Here is a 17259-nt window from a genome sequence, read left to right on the forward strand (position 1 = left end):
ACAACCGTTTCACGTTGTCAACATCGAAAATCCTTCGAAATGTGTCGCACGAGTCTGTGATAAAACTGGGAGCGCACACAGCCAGGCGATCGAATGGATTCGCTCTCGGCCCACTGAGTCACAGGAGACGCAGCATGACCATCGAGCTCGACCCGCTCACCGCACGAGCCACCTGGATCCCCGGCACCACCGGCCTCCGCTACGGCGGCGACTACAACCCCGAGCAGTGGCCGCGGGAGACCTGGCTCGAGGACATCGCCCTCATGCAGGCGGCCGGTGTCGACCTCGTGAGCGTCGGGATCTTCTCCTGGGCGGTCCTCGAACCGCGCGAGGGCGAATACGACTTCAGCTTCCTCGACGACATCATCGGTCTGCTGCACGAGGCCGGCATCTCGGTCGACCTCGCGACGCCGACGACGGTGCCACCGGCCTGGTTCTGGAAGCGCCACCCCGAGGCTCACCCGGTCACCCGCGAGGGACTGCGACTCGGCCACGGCTCACGCGGCATCGCGAGCCCCAGCTCCCCCGCCTACCGTCGCGCTGCAGCCGCGATCACCGAGCAGCTCGCCGCCCGCTACGGATCGCACCCGGCCGTCGTCCTCTGGCACGTGCACAACGAGTACGGCGCACCGATCAGCGAGGACTACTCCGACGGCTCGGTGCTCGCCTTCCGGGCGTGGTTGCAGCGGCGCTACGGCTCGATCGAAGCACTCAACGCCGCCTGGGGCACCCGCTTCTGGGGCCAGGACTACGGCGAGTGGGACGAGATCGACGCACCGCGCGTCTCGGCCTCCGTCGTCAACCAGACGCAGCGACTCGACTTCGCCCGCTACACCTCGGACATCCTGCTCGAGTGCTACGTCGCCGAGCGCGACATCATCAAGCGGTACGCACCGGAGACCCCGGTGACGACGAACTTCATGGCCACGAACTGCCGCTCGATCGACTACTGGGCCTGGAGCCGCGAGGTCGACATCGTCGCCAACGACTACTACCTCGTCGCGGAGCGGGAGGACAACCACATCCTGCTCGCGCTCGACTCGGACCTCACCCGCTCGCTCGCCGGCGGCGACCCGTGGATCCTCATGGAGCACTCCACCTCGGCGGTGAACTGGCAGCCGCGCAACATCGCGAAGCGCGCAGGCGAACTCGCCCGCAACAGCGCCAGCCACCTGGCCCGCGGGGCCGACGCGATCCTCTACTTCCAGTTCCGCGCCTCGCGGTACGGCGCGGAGAAGTTCCACTCGGCGATGCTCCCCCATGCCGGCACGGAGAGTCGCATCTGGCGTGAGGTCATGGCGCTCGGTCATGACCTCGGCAAACTGGACGAGCTGGTGGGCTCCCGGGTGCGCAGCGAGGTCGCGATCCTCTGGGACGTGCAGTCGTTCTGGGCCCAGGACCTGGAGTGGCGCCCGTCGGTCGAGCTCGACCATCGCGAGCGCGTTGAGGCCTATTACGCCGCCCTCTGGCGGGCTGGCGTCACCGTCGACTTCGTGCACCCGCACGACGACCTGAGCGGCTACCGCCTCGTCCTCGCCCCGTCGCTGTATCTGGCGGACCGCGAGACCTCCGAGAACCTCACCGCGTATGTCGAGGGCGGCGGCGCCTTCGTCGTGTCGTACTTCTCGGGCGTCGTCGACGAGCACGACGCCGTCTGGGAGGGTGGCGCACCGGGAGCGTTCCGTCGCGTGCTGGGCCTCTCGGTCCCGGAGTTCCTGCCGTTGCACGAGGGCGAGACCGTCCAACTGGACGACGGACGGACCGGCTCGAGCTGGAGCGACGACATCGTGCTCGAGGGCGCCGAGGCCGTGTCGGGCTACGTCACCGGCCCCGCCGCCGGTCAGCCCGCAGTGACCCGCAACCGGTTCGGCGCCGGCACCGCCTGGTACGTCTCCACGAAGCTCGACGAGGCCGGACTGTCGGAGCTGCTGTCCGAAGCCTTGGAGCAGGCAGGCGTCGACGCGCCGCCGGTACCGCCGCTCGGGCTGGAGGTCGTGACCCGCTGGGGCGAGGAGGCGTCGTTCACGATCGCGATCAACCATGGCGACGAGGATGCGCAGCTCACGACGACCGGTGCGGTCGAGCTCTTGACGGGCGAGCCGGTGGTCTCGGATGCGGTGGACATCCCGGCGGGTGCGTTCCGCGTGATCCGGACCCCGCTCGGCGGCTGAGCGAGGAGCGGGCTCAGACGCCCGTCGACAGGCTCGGGGACCGGATTCCCGTTCACCGATCGCGCCCGTCGACAAGCCCGCGGACCGCGTTCCCGTTCACCAGTCGCGCCCTCCGACAAGCTCAGGGACCGGGTCTCCGTTCATCAGTCGCACCCCTCGACAAGCTCACGGACCGGGGTCCCGGTCACTGAGCCACACACCCGGTCACTGAGCCTGTCGAAGTGCGACCCCGCTCCACATCCCGACCGCTCGTCGAATCCATCAGAGCCTCGTCACTGACCATCTCGAATGTCAGTGGTCCGTGGTGGACTGGAGTCATGACCGAGACCTCCACCACCCTCCCGGTGCGCGCGGTGGACGTCTTCGAAGAGCGCCTCGCGCAATTGTCCGACGAGTTCGCCGGCATCGCGCGCGAGCGTGCAGCACTCGACGCCCGGGAGGCTCGTCTCCTCGCGAGGTCGGCAGCCCTGGCCGACGCCATGGCGGACAGCCTCGTGTCGCACGACGAGACGCCCGCACAGCGGAAGGCGCTCATCCGTCGTTCCACCTGCGCAACGCTCGCCATGGCGACGCGTGCCTCCGAGCAGACCCTGCACCGAGCCACCGGCGATGCCGAACGGCTCGTCGCCGATGCCCCGGCCGTCCTCCGTGCGCTGGAAGACGGTCGCATCTCGAGCCGGCACGCGCGGACCATCACCGACCAACTCCAAGACATCCCGGTGCACGGGCGAGCCGCGTTCCTCGAAACGGTCCTCTCCATCGCGGAGCAGTCCACCGTCGCACGACTGCAGCACCAGGCCCGCACCCTCCGCGAGCGCCTGCACCCGGAGTCCATCACCGTGCGGGCGGCCAGGTCGGAGGCCGACCGTCGGGTGGAGATCGAGCCTGCAGCAGACGGCATGGCGTGGGTGCACCTGTTCACCACGGCACCCGTCGCCGTCGCGATCGGAGAACGCCTCGACGCGCTCGTCGGTGCCGCCCACCTGACGGACGACGACCGCACCTGCCAGCAGCTGCGCGCCGACGCGCTCGGCTCGCTCTGCATCAGCGGTACCACCTCGGCCGACCAGACCGACCCCGAGGGCCGGCGCTCACCGATCGCCCGGCCGGTGGAGGTGCTCGACGACATCCAGCCCACGGTGAACCTCACCGTGCCCGTGCTCAGCCTCCTGGGGCTGAGCGAGGCCCCGGCGACCCTCGACGGCTACGGCCCGATCGACCCCGAGACCGCGGCGCGGCTCGCGGTCAACGCCCCCTCGATGACGAGGGTGCTCACGCACCCGGAGACGAGTGCGGTCGTCTCCGTCGGGCGGCAGCAGTACCGCGCGCCCGCGGATCTGCAGCGAGCGGTCCGCCTCCGCGACGTCACCTGTCGCGCGCCGGGTTGCGGGAGACGGGCTCGGGCCTGCGATCTCGACCACTCCGTCGCCTGGGCCGACGGCGGCACCACGAGCGTCGGCAATCTGGCGTGCGTCTGCCGACATCACCACCGACTGAAGCATCTGCCCGGGTGGTCGCTCGACCATCGACCCGAAGGCGTCCTCGAGTGGACCACACCCGACGGCAGGCGACACCGCACGGAACCGGACGCGGTCCCGCCGTTCTGAGTGCCGGCCGCCGAGCCGACCCCGGTCACCGCGCCAGCCCCGGTCACTGAGCTTGTCGAAGTGCCCCGAACACTCGTCCACGCCTAGAACACGCATCCCCGCGGGCCACCGAGCCTGTCGAGGTGCCGCGCGCCTACTTGTCGTTCTCGGCGAGCCAGGCGTAGGACTCGGCGACGCCGCCGAAGATCTCCTTGCTGTAGCCGTCGAACTCCACGACGCGGGTCGCGTGCGGTGCGGCGGCGAGGATCGCCGGGATGTCGACCTGGCCCTGACCCGCGGGCTGCTGGTTCGCGAACGCCTGGGCGAGCGCGTCGGGCACGACGAGCGCGCTCTCGCTACTCGGCAGTGCGGTGGCGATGTCACCGGAGATGATGCCGTCCTTGATGTGCAGGAACTGCACGCGGTCCCCGAGCGAACGGAGGAACGCCGGGGTGTCCGCTCCGCCGACCGTCGACCAGAAGGTGTCGATCTCGAGGACGACCTCGGGCGACAGCTGCTCGACGAAGAGCTCGAAGATCGGGCGCCCGTCGACGTGGGTCGAGAACTCCCAGTTGTGGTTGTGGTAACCGAACTTCAGGCCGGACGCCGCCGCCTGGACGGCGAGCTCGTTGACGCGCTCGGCGAGACGTGCGGCGTCGTCGGCGGTCTGCCAGCGGCCGGTGGGGATGAACGGGTCGATGACCGTTCCGATCCCGAGCCGCGACGCCGCGTCGAACGCGACCGCCGGGTCGGCGGCGTCGATGACGGGCGCGTGGCCGGACGGGGCCGTGACGCCGGCCGCGGCGAAGGCGGTCTCGAACTCGGCCGCACGCTCGACGAACGCGTAGGGCTCGACCTTCGTGAAACCGATCTCGGCGATGCGGGCGACGGCGCCCTGCAGGTCCTCGGCGATGGCGTCGCGGACGGTGTACAGCTGCACGGACGGTGCGCTCATGGGTACTCCTTCGTAGCTTCGGGCGGGCACCGACGGACGCTTCCCCGCCTGTCTCACACGGCACGGAACCGCTTCTGTCGACTCGTCGACAAAAGTACCCGAGGTGAGTCTACCGACTGAGACTGGACGCGCGGGTGGCCGGGCACTCATCGTCTGGAGATTCGACCGACCATCAGCGAGGGGGCACCATGGCAGACCTGGACCGGACGAGGCGGAGATCACCACGCCGTGCGATCGTCATCATCGGTGTCCTGGTCCTGGTCGCCGTCGTCGTCTATGCGCTGACCCTGAACCCGAACGTGTTCACCCTGCTCGTCGTCTGCATCGTCATCGTGGTCGCGATCGAGGCGCTGACGAGCAGACCCCACCGGCCGTAGTCCGACTCGGGCCGGGACCGCTACTTCTCGGAGCGCTTGAGCGACTTCTTGACCGCACGCTCGGCGAGGACGGTCACGTAATCCTGGACCGGACGCTCAGCGAGCGCGCTGACCTCTTCGCGCACGAGCTCACCGATCCGAGCGGAATCGACCCCCGAGTACTTCTCGCTCAACTTCGCGGTGAGCTGACGGATGATCTCTTCGTGGTCGATCTCAGTTGCCATGGACCCAGTATCGACCCACAGTTGTTGCCTGGGCTGTGAACGTCGACGTCCGTCCGCCGCTGTTCTCCGGCCGGACACCTGATCGCCGCGCTCCGTTCACCCTCCCCGTCGGGCACCCGCCGAGGATATTCTGACCGCGATGTCGATCTCCGTGTTCGCCGTTCGACGTCAGAGTGAGGCGGGCGATCGGCGCCCCCGACGACAGGAGAAGACGATGTCGAGATACATGCTCATCATGCGCAACAGTGGGTCCGTCGAGAAACTCGAGGACATGGACTTCGAAGCGGTCATCAACGCGATGGGCGCCTACAACGAGTCGATGATCAACGCCGGCGTGATGGTCGGCGGTGACGGCCTCACCGATGCCGCGCAGGGTGCCGTCGTCGAGTTCACGACCGAGGCGCCGATCGTCACCGACGGCCCCTACGGCGAACTCCACGAGCTCTTCAACGGGTTCTGGACCATCGAGGTCGCCACGCGCGAGGAGGCCATCGAATGGGCGAGCCGCGCTCCGCTCGGCCCCGGCAACAAGATCGAGGTGCGCCGCGTGACCGACGAGACGGACTTCGCCGACCACGCCGACAACGAGTACCTCCAGAAGGAGAAGGAGTGGCGGGCACAGGAAGGTGTGGCGAAGCCGTCGGTCGACCCGGCCTGAGCACGACCGGCGCGAGACGGACATGACCGGCGCCGGCGCGGAGGACGACGACGAGGAGGCGCGCTCGGACCTCCTGACCGCCGCGCACCTCGCAGCGAACGACCGCGAGCGTGAGGTCCTGCTGCGGAAGGTCGCCGCACTACCGCAGTGAACCGCGTCTCCTGCGACCTCAGCGTCCGGACGACACCTGTGAGGGGCGATCGAAGCGCTGCCCCTCGGGCTTCGACGGCAGCAGCATGAGGACGAGGACGATGATGCTCCCGACCGACGGCACGAGGGTGAGGAAGTAGTAGGGGCCGGGGAACCCTGCATCGTGCAGGCGCCGCCAGGCGATCGCCAGACTCGGCACGATGAGCGCCACCCAGGCGACGAGCAGCAGCACGACGCCGGCGATGAGCAGGACGCGCACGCCGAACCCCATGGGCCCAGGGTCCGCGAAGTCGTATCCGCTCCCCGACAGGTCTCGCTCCTCTGCAGCGGCCGCTGCCGCGGAGACAGCGGTCATGATCGCGCCGACGGTGATCAGCAGCGTCGGGACGAGCATCAGGAGCGTCGTCAGCAGCGAACTCCACCAGTACTCACTGAGCGATGCACGACCCGAGAAGTTCGCGTACTGCTTGAAGAACCGCTTGGTCGCCTGACGGAACGTCGCCCCGTAGAGCGGCAGCGTCAGGTCGTCCGGCGAGCTGGCGCCCCGGGGCGGGGGCGCGACCCACTGCGGCTGGCCGTACGGCGCCTGGCCGTAGGGTGCCTGGCCATACGGCGGCTGGCCAGAAGGGACCTGAGGGTTCGGAGGATACGTCATGGCTGCTTCCGGATCGCTGGTCGACGGGACACCAGTATGACGCGCTCCGCCCTCACGCCCGGGCGATCGGGATCCAGACACGCATCGTGGACGGCCCGCGCTCGGCCCAGGAATGGTACGGCGCGATGCTCGCGGTGAACGTCTCGTCGGCTCCCGTCGCGACGAAGGCGTCGCCGTACGGCCAGGCGGTGTCGGCGAGACTCCGGGTGCGCAGCTCGATCGACAACCGACCGTCCGCGTCCTCGACGGGGACGACACCTTCCCCCACCTCGATGCGGGCGATCGTCTCGTCACCGCCCGGGAGGTCCACCGACTCGACGCAGTAGACCTCGGGTCCGCGCTCGATCGCGACGCTGCCACGGATGGCGTCCACGCGGGGATCCGGCAGGGTGACCCGCGGACGGACGCTGAACGTCAGCTCCACGACGTCACCGGGGACGAAGGGCCGCTCGACGTCGGCGTAGCCAGGGGCGACGGCACGATCCACGGATGCACCGCCGACGGGTCGGACGGTCACCACCGCGTCATCAGCCCACGACGGCACCCGGAGCGAGACGGTCACCGGTCCGCTCGGCGCCTCCACGATGCGCACGGTGACGACACCGGACCGCGGGTAGTCGGTCACGAGCTCAACCCGGAACCGCCCGCCGTGCTCGCCGCCGATGACCATGTCGATCGTCGCCGACGCGAACTGGTGGATCTGCACGCCGTGGTCGTCGCTCGTGGCGACGAACGCCGCCAGGCTCGCGAGCGTCCGGGCCACGTTCGGTGGACAGCACGACACGTCGAACCAGGGCGCACGCTCGGAGGACGACGCCCGCGGCGACACCTCGTCGTCCGGACTCGACTCCCCCGGCGTGCGCTGGTGCAGGGTGTTGGCGTAGAAGAACGCGGTGCCGGCGGCCGACGGCGAGGTCGCGACGACGTTGTACAGGACGCGCTCGATGTGGTCGGCGTAGCGGACGTCGCGGTCTTCGAGCAGCAGCCGCCAACTGAACATGACCGATGCGATGCCCGCACAGGTCTCGGAGTACGCGCGGTCGGACGGCAGCTCGAAGTCCTCGCCGAACGCCTCGTCCTGGTGGTGCGATCCTTGACCGCCGGTCAGGTAGGTGCGGCGTGCGATCGTCCGGCCCCACTGGCCGCGGAGCGCGTCGAGCAGGCCGTCGTCGCCGTGCTCGACCGCGATGTCGGTGGCACCGGCCGCGAGGTAGTTCGCGCGGACCGCATGGCCCCGCAACGCCTCCGCCTCGCGGATCGGCATGTCGTCCTGGAAGTACGCGCGGCCCCACTCGATGTCCTGGAGCACGCCGGTGCCGCGACGCTCGACGAACAGCGACGCGAGTTCGAGGTAGCGCGGCTCGCCCGTCACCCGTGACAGCTCTGCGAGCCCCACCTCGACCTCGGCGTGCCCGCACACGGACTGGATGCCGTCAGTGCCGAAGACCTCGCAGATGAGGTCCGCAGCCCGCGTCGCGATCCCGAGGAGCCCGTCGTCGGAGCCCGGGCTCGTCCGCTCCCGGGCGACGGCCGCCTGGAAGAGGTGGCCGAGGCAGTACAGCTCGTGCCCCCACTCGAGATCCGACCAGCGCTCACCCTGACCCGGGCGACCGAAGCGGGTGTTCACGTACCCGTCGGCCTCCTGCGCGGCGGCGACCCGGTCGACGATCGCGCGGAACCGCGACTCGAGCGCTTCGTCACCGCCGAGCCGTCCGAGCTCCCACGCGACGGCCTCGAGGTACTTGTAGACCTCGGAGTCGGCGAACTCGCGTCCGCGGCGCCCATCCGGAAGGGTCCCGGCGGCGGCGAGGTCGAAGTTGCGGAGCCACCCCTCCCGCTCGAGCCAGTGCTCGACGTGGGGCAGCGTCGCCGTGCCGTTGACCTGCTGGCGGTCGGCCCAGAAGCCGTCGGTGATGCGCACCTCGTCGAGGCCGAGCGGCGTGAGCGCGCCGGTGGTGGGGACGACCGGGGCTGCGACAATCACCGACGTCGTTGGCGTCGTGGGCGTGGTGCTGGTGGTGGTGCTCATGGTTACCCCTTGAAGGCGCCGGACATGAAGCCGCGCACGTAGTGACGTTGGAGGATGAGGAAGAGGAGGATGCACGGCAGCGCGAGGACAACGACGCCGGCTTCGGTCGCGCCGTAGTCGACGACGCCCTGGACCTGGCCGCGCAGGTTCGAGACCGCGAGCGGCAGGGTCATCTTCGCCGAGTCGTTGATGAGGATGAGTGGCGCCATGAAGTCGTTCCACGCCGCGAGGAACGCGAACAAGCCGACCGTGATCAGCCCCGGCTTCACGGCCGGCACGAGGACCTTCCACAGCACGCTCCAGGACGTGCAGCCGTCGACCATCGCGGCCTCGTCGAGCTCCTTCGGGATCGACTCGAACGCGATCCGCATCATGAAGGTCGAGAACGGCAGCTGGAACATGGTGAGCACGAGCGCCACGCCGACGAGCGAGTTGGAGAGCCCGACCAGGTTGAGCAGCACGTAGAGCGGGATGAGCAGCGTCGCGTACGGGACCATCAGGATCGCGATGGTGGCGAGGAACAGGGCGTTCTTGCCGCGGAACTGGAACCTCGCGAAGGCGTACCCGCCGAACAGCGAGATGACGAGCGTGAGGATCACGGTCAGCAACGAGACGAACACCGAGTTGCCGATGTACTGCAGGATGCCGTCCTGGTACCCGGCGAGGGTGATGTAGTTGCCGAGCCCCCACCCCTCGGTCTGGTTCGTACCGGCGAGCGGCGACACCGAGCGGACGGTGGTCCAGACGAGCGGGTAGAGGAAGATCACGGCGAGCGCCGCGGTGAAGATCCAGAACGGCATCCGGATGGCGATGCCGAAGAAGTTCGTCGGCTTCCCGTCGCGTCCGCGGCCGCGCGTGCGCCCGTGACCACGGACGTCGGGCATCGTCGAGGTGACGGTGGCCGGTTCCTTTCGGGTGATGGTCATGCTCAGTCCTCGACCTTCTTGCTGAACGCGCGGATCTGCACGATGTTGATGACGATGAGCGCGGCGAGCACGATGACCGACAGCGCGCCGGCGACGCCGAGGTTGTTCGGGCCCTGGAACGCCACGTTGTAGATGAGCTGCACGATGGTGATCGTGCTGTTGTCGGGACCGCCCTTGGTGAGGATGTAGAACTGCTCGAACGCGAGGAGTGAGCCGGTGACGCACATCACCGTCGTGAGGGCGAGGGTCGGCTTCAGCAGCGGGACGGTGATGTCGCGGAAGGTCTGCCAGCGGGATGCACCGTCGATGCGCGCCGCCTCGTAGACCTCCTCCGGGATGCCCTGCAGGCCCACGAGCATGAGCAGCATGTAGAACCCGGCGAAGCGCCAGACGATGAGGAACACCGTCGACCAGAGCGCCGCGTCCGGAGTCCCGAGGAAGGTGAAGCCCATGGCCTTCGTGAGGTCGGCGAAGGGCCCCGCGATCGGCGAGTACAGCACGTAGAAGAGGAGCGACGCCGAGGCGAGGCCGAGGGCGCTCGGGATGAGGAACGCGGTGCGCAGGAAGCCTTTCCACCGGCTGGACTCCTGCACGAGGAGCGCGAGGCCGAGGCCGAGGCCGATGAGCAGGACCGTCGCGATGGCCGTGTACTTGAGTGTGAAGACCACCGAGTCGAGGAAGAACCGGTTGTCGATCGCCTTGGGGAAGTTCTCGGGGAGGTTCCACCCCTGGTTGCCACCGAGGAGCGGCCAGTCGGAGGCGGCCATCTGGAACACGAGACCGAGCGGGACGAGGAACAGGAGGATGACGAACACGGCGGTGGGGAGCGCGAACAACCAGCCGGTGCGGGCGTGCACGGCGCGACGCTTCCTGGCACCGACCGAGTCCGTCGGGCCTCGTCTGGCGAGGGTGGTACTCATGGGTGGACCTTTCAAGACGAGTGGGTGCCGGTGCGCCGTCGCGGTGATGGATGCGGCGGCGCACCGGCGGATCGGACTACTGCGAGAGCACGTCCGTGATCGCGTCGTTGTCGGCGTCGACCGTGTCGGAGCCCTCGAGGACCGCGTTCCGCACGAGCGTCAGCCACGGGCTGGTCGGCGAGTTGAAGGCCTCCTGGAAGTTCAGCGAGTACGGGGTGTCGCCCTTCGAGGCGACCTCGTTGATCGTGACGAGGCGCGGGTCCTTGCTCGAGTACTCGTTCTCGGCGAGGTCGGAGCGGGAGACGACGTCGTTGTCCTTCGCGAGGACACCGACCTGCGCGTCCTCGGACATCAGCCAGCTGAGGAAGTTCCACGACTGTGCGGCCTTCTTGCTGTCCTTCGAGACGCCGATCCCGTCACCGCCGACGAAGGTCGAGTCGCCGCCCTTCGGGCCCGGGATGCCGGACACGCCCACGTCGAACGGGGTGGATGAGAGCAGCGTCGCCGGGTACGGCATGACGCCGACCTTGCCCTCGGTGAAGCCGGCGGTCCAGGTGGGTCCGGCCTCGTCCTTCGAGGACGGGAGCACGGCGCCCGACTTCCAGAGGTCGGCCCACGTACTGTAGACCTCCTTGGCGCCGTCCTCGGCGAGGAGGGACTCGGTGCCCTCCTCGTTCATGACCTGCTCGCCGTCGGCCCACACACTGGGGAACCAGGTGAAGACGAGGCAACCGCCGCAGTTGAGGCCGGTCGCGGTGCCGTAGGTGTCGGGCTTGTTCAGGGCTTGGACGGCCTTCGCGTCCTCGGCGAACTCGGCAAGTGTGGTCGGGCCCTGCTCGGGGTCGAGCCCGGCTTCCTTGTAGAGCTCCTTGTTCCAGAACAGCATCGAGAGGTCGAGGACGAACGGCAGGACGTGCTCCTTGCCGTCCGCGGTGCCGGCGGCGAGGTGGCCCTGGTTGATCTCGTCCTTGAAGTCGAGCCCGTCGATGTTCGCGGTGAGGTCCTGGAAGAGGCCCTGTTCGACCCAGTTCGGGACGTACACGATGTCGGCGGCGATCAGGTCGGGGAGGCTGTCGGAGCCGGCCGCCGCACCGACCTTCGCGACGTAGTCGTCGTTCGGGACCACGGTGAGCTTCACCTGGTTCTCGTGCGAGGCGTTGTAGGCCTCGACGAGGAGCTTCGCCTGCTTCTCGAGTGGGGCGCGGGTCCAGAGCGTGAGCTCGGATCCATCGTCGACGCCCTCGGGCCCGGCGCTGGCGAGTGGGGAACTGCCACCGCCCCCGGAGGAACAGGCGGCGAGGCCGACGAGGAGGGCGCTGGCGGCCAACACCCCTCCGACCCGCTGCATTCGTCTGGTGTGCGTGCTGCGCATGGTGACTCCTCTGACTCATCGTTGAGCGGACCGGTCGGGCCCGGCGGTGCATGGGAGGTTTTCGAAACTGTCGAAACGCCTTTCGGTAAAGCTAGCCTGGGATCGGTGTAGCGTCAAGAGCGAAGTCCGGTAACGTTTCGGAAACGAAGAGGGGGAGCAATGCCAGACAGTGATGTCGGAGCTTCGGCAACCGGTACCCCCGGTCGTGCTGCGACGTTGGGCGACGTCGCCCGGATCGCAGGCGTCTCGATGGCCACCGCTTCAAAGGCCATCAACGGACGGAGCGAGGTCGCCCCGAAGACGCGACAGCGGGTGCTCGACGCCGCGAAGGAGGTCGCCTTCACCCCCAACGAGCTCGCCCGGAGCCTGATCAACGGGCGCACCGGCACCGTCGGCCTCCTGACGAGCGACCTCGAGGGCCGCTTCGTCATCCCCATCCTCATGGGCGCAGAGGACGCGTTCGGCGCCGGGCAGGTGAACGTGTTCCTGTGCGACGCCCGCGGGGACGCCATCCGCGAACAGCACCACCTGAACGCGCTCCTCACCCGGCGCGTCGACGGCATCATCGTCGTGGGCCGCACGACGGATCCACGCCCCTCGCTCGGCCACAAACTGCCCGTCCCGGTCGTCTACGCCTACGCGCCGTCCGACGACCCGACCGATGTGTCGATCACCCCCGACAACCGCGACGGCGGGCGCCTGGCCGTCGAGCACCTGATCGCGTGCGGCCGTTCCCGCATCGCGATGATCACGGGCGAACCGCAGTACGCGGCGGCCAGGGACCGCGTGACGGGCGTGCAGAACGCCCTCGCCGCGGCGGGCCTGGACCTCGTCGGCACGCCGATGTTCTCGGAGTGGACCGAGCATTGGGGTCGCGATGCGGCGGCGATGCTGCTGGCACAGCACCCGGAGATCGACGGCATCGTCGCCGGTTCCGACCAGATCGCCCGCGGCGTCCTCGACACCGTCCGCGACCTCGGGCGCGACGTCCCGAGCGACGTCGCCGTCGTCAGCTTCGACAACTGGGAGATCCTGGCCACCAACTCGCGGCCGGAGCTGTCGTCGATCGACGCGAACCTGCAACAGCTCGGCCGACTCGCCGCCACCCGCATCTTCGAGGCGATCGAGGGCACGGACGTCGCGCAGGGTGTCGAGTATCTGCCGGGCCGCCTCGTCCTCCGCGGTTCCACGATCCCGAGGCGCTGAGGTCCGGCCTGACGCCGATACTCGCCGCGCGGGTGATGCGACAGCCGTCGGACATCGCTACGGTCGAGCCATGGACAGCTCAACCGTCATCATGATCGTGGTCCTCGCCGTCGTCGCGGTCATCGTCGTCACGATCACCGTGCAGGCCGGACGACGTGCCGGCGGGTCGAAGCATCGCGGTGGTACGACGTCGGACTCCGGCATGCCGTTCATCGTCGGCAGCGACGGTCACCACGGCGGTGGCCACCACGGCGGCTCCGACTCCGGCGGTTGGGACGGCGGCGGCGGTGGCGACTCCGGCGGCGGAGGAGACGGGGGCGGTGGGGGCGGCGGCGACTGAGCGGTCGACTCCGTGATCACCTCGACCGATCAGCGGCGTCGCTGCTGCTTCGAGCGGCGCTTCGGCTTCGTGCGCGGCTTGCGCTTCGATGGCGGCACAACCGCGTCCCCCTCGCCCGAGCGCTTCCGGCGCGAGACGTCGACGCCGCCTGCCGGTCCACCGATCCACATCGGCACCCCACTCCCCCAGCCGGCGACGAAGAACAGCACCCCGCCGACGACCAGGCCGGCGACCCCGACGACCTGCCAGATCGCCTCGTCATAGATCACGGGCCCGACGGCCTGACCGTCGAAGAGCAGATGGAACCCGTTGTCCACGACGACGACGAGCAGCGTCAGCCACCCCACACCGAACACCGTGCCGGCCACCCACCCCCATGAGGCGATCGCCAACCCGCCCAGAACCGCTGCCGCAGCGACGGGCACGCCGAACGCCAAGAACAGGACGATCGCGACCCAGGACTCTGCACTGTCGCCGCCGATGGCGGCCAAGACGATCGCGACGACGACGAGCAGCACCACGGAGGCGATGAGCGCGCCAGTCCACGTCGTGATGCGCCGTCGACTCATCCGGTACGGGTTGGCGGTGGACGATTCCCGGTTCGGCATGGCTCCATCCTCGACCATCGGAGGCCCCGCCGCCCGCCGGACGACGAGCGCGGCGTCGCGATAGCCTCCCTGCATGGGGGAATCACGAGGCGCCCGCGCGCGCCGGAACGCACAACGGGCGATCGCCGTCGGACTCGGCGCGATCACAACCGCCGTTCTGCTCACCGGATGCGGTTCGAGCGCCGGCGCCGACGCGGCACGAGCGTCGATCATCGAGGCCGTCGAGGGCCTGCCCGATGTGGCGGACGTCACCGGAACGGTCGAAGCGTCGAACGGCGGCGGGCTGGAGACGTATTACAACGCCAGGATCACCGTCGAAATGGACGACGGCGCTCCGCCCGAGTCCTACACCGACGTCGCGACGGCGGCTGCCCGGTCGACCGATGGCAAGGAATCCGGCGAGGTGATCGTGGAGGATGCCGCGGGTGGTTCGGTCACATTCGACACCGGTGCACCGCGGAAGACGATCGACGCGACCGTGACGGCCTGGCGCGACTGGGCGGCCGACCCTGATCCGGTCGCGGTCGATGCGGTCCAGGTCGCATCAGTCGAGGTCGAGCTCATCGCGATCTCCGCCCGCGAGAACCGGCCGGCATCGTCCGAGCTCAAGGTCTTGTTCCTGTACGCCGACCCGCTGACGCCGACGGATGCCGCGCGACTGGTGGGCGGGTTCCAGGCAGAGCTCCCGAAGCCGCTGGCGTCCGCGGACATTTCGCTCGTGTTGACCAACCGCGACCCCGGATCCGCAGGCGTGCACGTCCTGGCATGGGGCCTGCCGGTGCCGACATCCGTGCTGGAGACCATCGCGGCGATCGAGGGGACGACCGCCGCCCTCGGACCCGTCGGGGGCTCGGTGACAGCCATCGATTGGTACGGGCAGCAGCATGATCGCGGCCGCGACCGGCCCGATGAGCTCCGCATCGCGGTCGCGTTCCTCGAGGACGCGCGACTGGGAGGAGCGCCCCTCGCGGAGCTGCAGGCGAGTCCGCAGTGGGCGGCCTACCAACAGGTGACGACGCTCGCGAACACCTCGGAGACGACCATCTCGTTCACGATGAGCGCTGACAATCCGCGGATCGCCGGCTTCACGGCCCAGCCGTGCGGGAGTGCCGACGACGAGCTGGACGCACCACGCGACCCCAGCGAGGCTGACCGGGCGATCGCAGCCTGGTGGCTGGCCCAGGCGCCAGCCTGCCCGGGTGTCGGTCGGCACGAGTGAGCAGGGCCGGGGCGGCGTGAACCGGGCCGGGGCGCGCCGAACCTCGCTCGATCGACGCCCGGGTGATCAGCGCCCCGCGAGGTCACCGAGGCGGACGCGCATCGCGCGGAGCACGTCGACGAGGAGCACGTCGTCGGGTCCGGCGAGCCACTGCTCGAGGGAGGCGTCGAAGAGTGCCGAACCGATGGACGCGGCGAGCGCCGCGTCGGCTGACGTGACACCACTCTCCACGAGGGCGTCGCGCATCGCGTCGGTGAGGACCGCCGACTTCAGCCGTTCCCGCTCGCGCAGCTGCGGTTCCGACCGGACGACGGCGCGGCGGGCGGCGATGTCGTCCCGCCAGCGCTGCAGCTCGCCGGCAGCCACGGTCTCGAGGCCGGACATCACGAGCGCGAGCGCGTCGAGTCCTGGTGGCGCCGCAGCGACCAGCCGTCCGACCACGGTCGGGAGCTCGCGCTCGCGGAGGAAGAGCACGTCGCGCTTGTCGGCGAAGTGACGGAAGAACGTGCGGGTGGTGAGCCCGGCGGCTTCGGCGATCTCCGGGACGGTCGTCGCCGTGAAGCCCCGCTCGGCGAACAGCGCAATCGCAGCGCTCTCGAGTCGGAGAGCCGCGTCGGGTGCCCAGCGTGCCATGCGATCAGGATAGCCGATGACACGTCGTGTCGTCGGGTGTAGAGTGATGGCACATCATGTCGTCATCACGACATCCACCCGCATGCTTCCTGGAGACCCCATGCCGACGAACACCGCAGCCTGGCTGCCAGCACCTCGCGCCGACCTCGTCGTCGGCACCGCCGCGATGCACGAACCCGGCCCGGGCGAACTCCTCATCCGGAACCGTGCGGTCGCGGTGAACCCGCTCGACGACGTCAAGCAGCAGACCGGGAACCTCATGTACCGGTGGCTGCCGGTACCCGCCGTGCTCGGTGAGGACGTCGCGGGCGAGGTCGTCGCCGTCGGGTCGAATGTCCGTCGCTTCGCGGTCGGCGACCGCGTCGTGGCGTACGCGGTCGGCATGGAGCGCGGTCGGCGCCATGACGCCGAGGGCGGGTTCCAGCAGTTCACCGTCGTGCGGGCGGACCTCGCCGCCCCGATCCCGGACGGTCTCCGAGACGAGGAGGCCGTCGTCCTGCCGCTCGGGATCTCCACGGCCGCGACCGCCCTCTTCCAGCGAGACCACCTCGCGCTCCCCCACCCCTCGGAGCACCCCACCCCCACCGGGACCACCGTCGTCGTCTGGGGCGGCGCCACGAGTGTCGGGAGCAACGCCATCCAGCTCGCGGTCGCCTCCGGCCACCGGGTCGCGACCACCGCCTCGCCGCACAACCACGACCGGATGCGCGAGCTCGGTGCCGACCTCGTGTTCGACTACCGCAGCCCGAACGTCGTGACGGATCTCGTCAGCGCCCTCCATGGCTCCTCGGTCGTCGGCGTCCTCGCCGTCGGGACCGGCTCCGCAGAACCAGCCCTCGCCGTCGCCACCGCCACCGGGGCACGCCGCGTCGCGCTCGCGAGCCCATCGGTGTCGTTCGGGTCCCTGCCTCGTCGGGCCGGCCCGAGTCTGACGTTCATCCGCACCATGACCCGGCTCGTGGCGGCCAACGTCGCACTCCAGGTGCGTGCCCGACGGGCGGGGATCTCGGCACGGTACGTGTGGGGCAGCTCGCTCATGACCAACGAGGTCGGGCCGATGCTGTGGGAGGACTACCTGCCGGGCGCGCTCGCCGGCGGACGACACCTCTGCGCGCCAGCCCCCGAGGTGGTCGGCGAAGGCCTCGAAGCGATCCAGCCGGCCCTCGACCGACTCCACGGCGGCGTCTCAGCCCGCAAGCTCGTCGTGCGGTTGTGAGGCGCGGGACCGTG

18 protein-coding genes are annotated in these 17259 nt (G+C 69.5%); 9 read left to right on the top strand and 9 right to left on the bottom strand.

The genetic code is table 11. From position 1 onward, the window contains the following. Window positions 1-134: 134 nt before the first annotated feature. The gene (locus AC4PMY_RS08610) at window positions 135-2171 is read left to right on the top strand and encodes a beta-galactosidase (protein ID WP_314138065.1); all 2037 of its coding nucleotides are present in this window, start codon (window positions 135-137) and stop codon (window positions 2169-2171) included. Between the two features lie 317 nt (window positions 2172-2488). Next, the gene (locus AC4PMY_RS08615; RefSeq protein WP_491622465.1) at window positions 2489-3778 is read left to right on the top strand and encodes an HNH endonuclease signature motif containing protein; all 1290 of its coding nucleotides are present in this window, start codon (window positions 2489-2491) and stop codon (window positions 3776-3778) included. A gap of 133 nt (window positions 3779-3911) precedes the next feature. Here AC4PMY_RS08615 and AC4PMY_RS08620 read toward each other — a convergent pair whose 3' ends face one another. Continuing rightward, entirely contained in the window at window positions 3912-4712 is an 801-nt protein-coding gene (locus AC4PMY_RS08620) for a sugar phosphate isomerase/epimerase family protein (protein WP_491622466.1), read from the bottom strand. 188 nt (window positions 4713-4900) lie between these two features. Here AC4PMY_RS08620 and AC4PMY_RS08625 point away from each other — a divergent pair, with 188 nt between their 5' ends. Beyond that, complete coding sequence (locus AC4PMY_RS08625) at window positions 4901-5089, top strand: hypothetical protein (protein WP_064295796.1); 189 nt, start codon at window positions 4901-4903, stop codon at window positions 5087-5089. Window positions 5090-5109: 20 nt separating this feature from the next. On the opposite strand, the gene AC4PMY_RS08630 is transcribed toward AC4PMY_RS08625, so the two are convergent. Continuing rightward, a complete protein-coding gene (locus AC4PMY_RS08630) occupies window positions 5110-5313 on the bottom strand; it encodes a three-helix bundle dimerization domain-containing protein (protein WP_064295795.1) in 204 nt (67 codons plus the stop codon). A 214-nt stretch (window positions 5314-5527) separates the two neighbouring features. Here AC4PMY_RS08630 and AC4PMY_RS08635 point away from each other — a divergent pair, with 214 nt between their 5' ends. Beyond that, window positions 5528-5971: a YciI family protein gene (locus tag AC4PMY_RS08635; RefSeq protein WP_491622467.1), complete on the top strand. Its 444-nt coding sequence runs from the start codon at window positions 5528-5530 to the stop codon at window positions 5969-5971. Window positions 5972-5993: 22 nt separating this feature from the next. Beyond that, window positions 5994-6122 (top strand): hypothetical protein, encoded by a 129-nt coding sequence (locus tag AC4PMY_RS08640; RefSeq protein ID WP_491622468.1) that lies wholly within the window; start codon window positions 5994-5996, stop codon window positions 6120-6122. 18 nt (window positions 6123-6140) lie between these two features. On the opposite strand, the gene AC4PMY_RS08645 is transcribed toward AC4PMY_RS08640, so the two are convergent. The 5 genes from AC4PMY_RS08645 to AC4PMY_RS08665 form a co-directional block, all read right to left on the bottom strand. Next, a complete protein-coding gene (locus tag AC4PMY_RS08645; RefSeq protein WP_491622469.1) occupies window positions 6141-6776 on the bottom strand; it encodes a DUF805 domain-containing protein in 636 nt (211 codons plus the stop codon). Between the two features lie 52 nt (window positions 6777-6828). Beyond that, window positions 6829-8805, bottom strand: coding sequence for a glycoside hydrolase family 127 protein (locus AC4PMY_RS08650; RefSeq protein WP_491622470.1), 1977 nt, complete (start codon window positions 8803-8805; stop codon window positions 6829-6831). 2 nt (window positions 8806-8807) lie between these two features. Continuing rightward, window positions 8808-9731, bottom strand: coding sequence for a carbohydrate ABC transporter permease (locus tag AC4PMY_RS08655; RefSeq protein ID WP_491622471.1), 924 nt, complete (start codon window positions 9729-9731; stop codon window positions 8808-8810). A gap of 2 nt (window positions 9732-9733) precedes the next feature. Next, complete coding sequence (locus AC4PMY_RS08660; protein ID WP_064295793.1) at window positions 9734-10651, bottom strand: carbohydrate ABC transporter permease; 918 nt, start codon at window positions 10649-10651, stop codon at window positions 9734-9736. Between the two features lie 76 nt (window positions 10652-10727). After that, entirely contained in the window at window positions 10728-12023 is a 1296-nt protein-coding gene (locus tag AC4PMY_RS08665; RefSeq protein ID WP_491622472.1) for an ABC transporter substrate-binding protein, read from the bottom strand. A 159-nt stretch (window positions 12024-12182) separates the two neighbouring features. Between AC4PMY_RS08665 and AC4PMY_RS08670 the strand changes: the two genes are divergently transcribed. After that, window positions 12183-13229, top strand: a complete 1047-nt coding sequence (locus tag AC4PMY_RS08670) for a LacI family DNA-binding transcriptional regulator (RefSeq protein WP_175116743.1) — start codon at window positions 12183-12185, stop codon at window positions 13227-13229. A gap of 70 nt (window positions 13230-13299) precedes the next feature. Beyond that, window positions 13300-13569 (top strand): hypothetical protein, encoded by a 270-nt coding sequence (locus AC4PMY_RS08675; RefSeq protein ID WP_175484387.1) that lies wholly within the window; start codon window positions 13300-13302, stop codon window positions 13567-13569. Between the two features lie 29 nt (window positions 13570-13598). Here the strand turns inward: AC4PMY_RS08675 and AC4PMY_RS08680 are convergent, their stop codons facing one another. Beyond that, window positions 13599-14177, bottom strand: a complete 579-nt coding sequence (locus tag AC4PMY_RS08680) for a hypothetical protein (protein WP_491622473.1) — start codon at window positions 14175-14177, stop codon at window positions 13599-13601. Between the two features lie 73 nt (window positions 14178-14250). On the opposite strand from AC4PMY_RS08680, the gene AC4PMY_RS08685 reads away from it, so the two are divergent. Continuing rightward, on the top strand, window positions 14251-15396 hold the full coding sequence (locus AC4PMY_RS08685; RefSeq protein ID WP_491622474.1) for a hypothetical protein: 1146 nt from the start codon (window positions 14251-14253) through the stop codon (window positions 15394-15396). A gap of 66 nt (window positions 15397-15462) precedes the next feature. Here AC4PMY_RS08685 and AC4PMY_RS08690 read toward each other — a convergent pair whose 3' ends face one another. After that, entirely contained in the window at window positions 15463-16029 is a 567-nt protein-coding gene (locus tag AC4PMY_RS08690; RefSeq protein ID WP_491622475.1) for a TetR family transcriptional regulator, read from the bottom strand. Between the two features lie 100 nt (window positions 16030-16129). Between AC4PMY_RS08690 and AC4PMY_RS08695 the strand changes: the two genes are divergently transcribed. Continuing rightward, window positions 16130-17245: a zinc-binding alcohol dehydrogenase family protein gene (locus AC4PMY_RS08695; protein WP_491622476.1), complete on the top strand. Its 1116-nt coding sequence runs from the start codon at window positions 16130-16132 to the stop codon at window positions 17243-17245. The last annotated feature ends 14 nt before the right edge of the window (window positions 17246-17259 follow it).

It is taken from the genome of Plantibacter sp. MDV22-iso1, assembly GCF_058408345.1.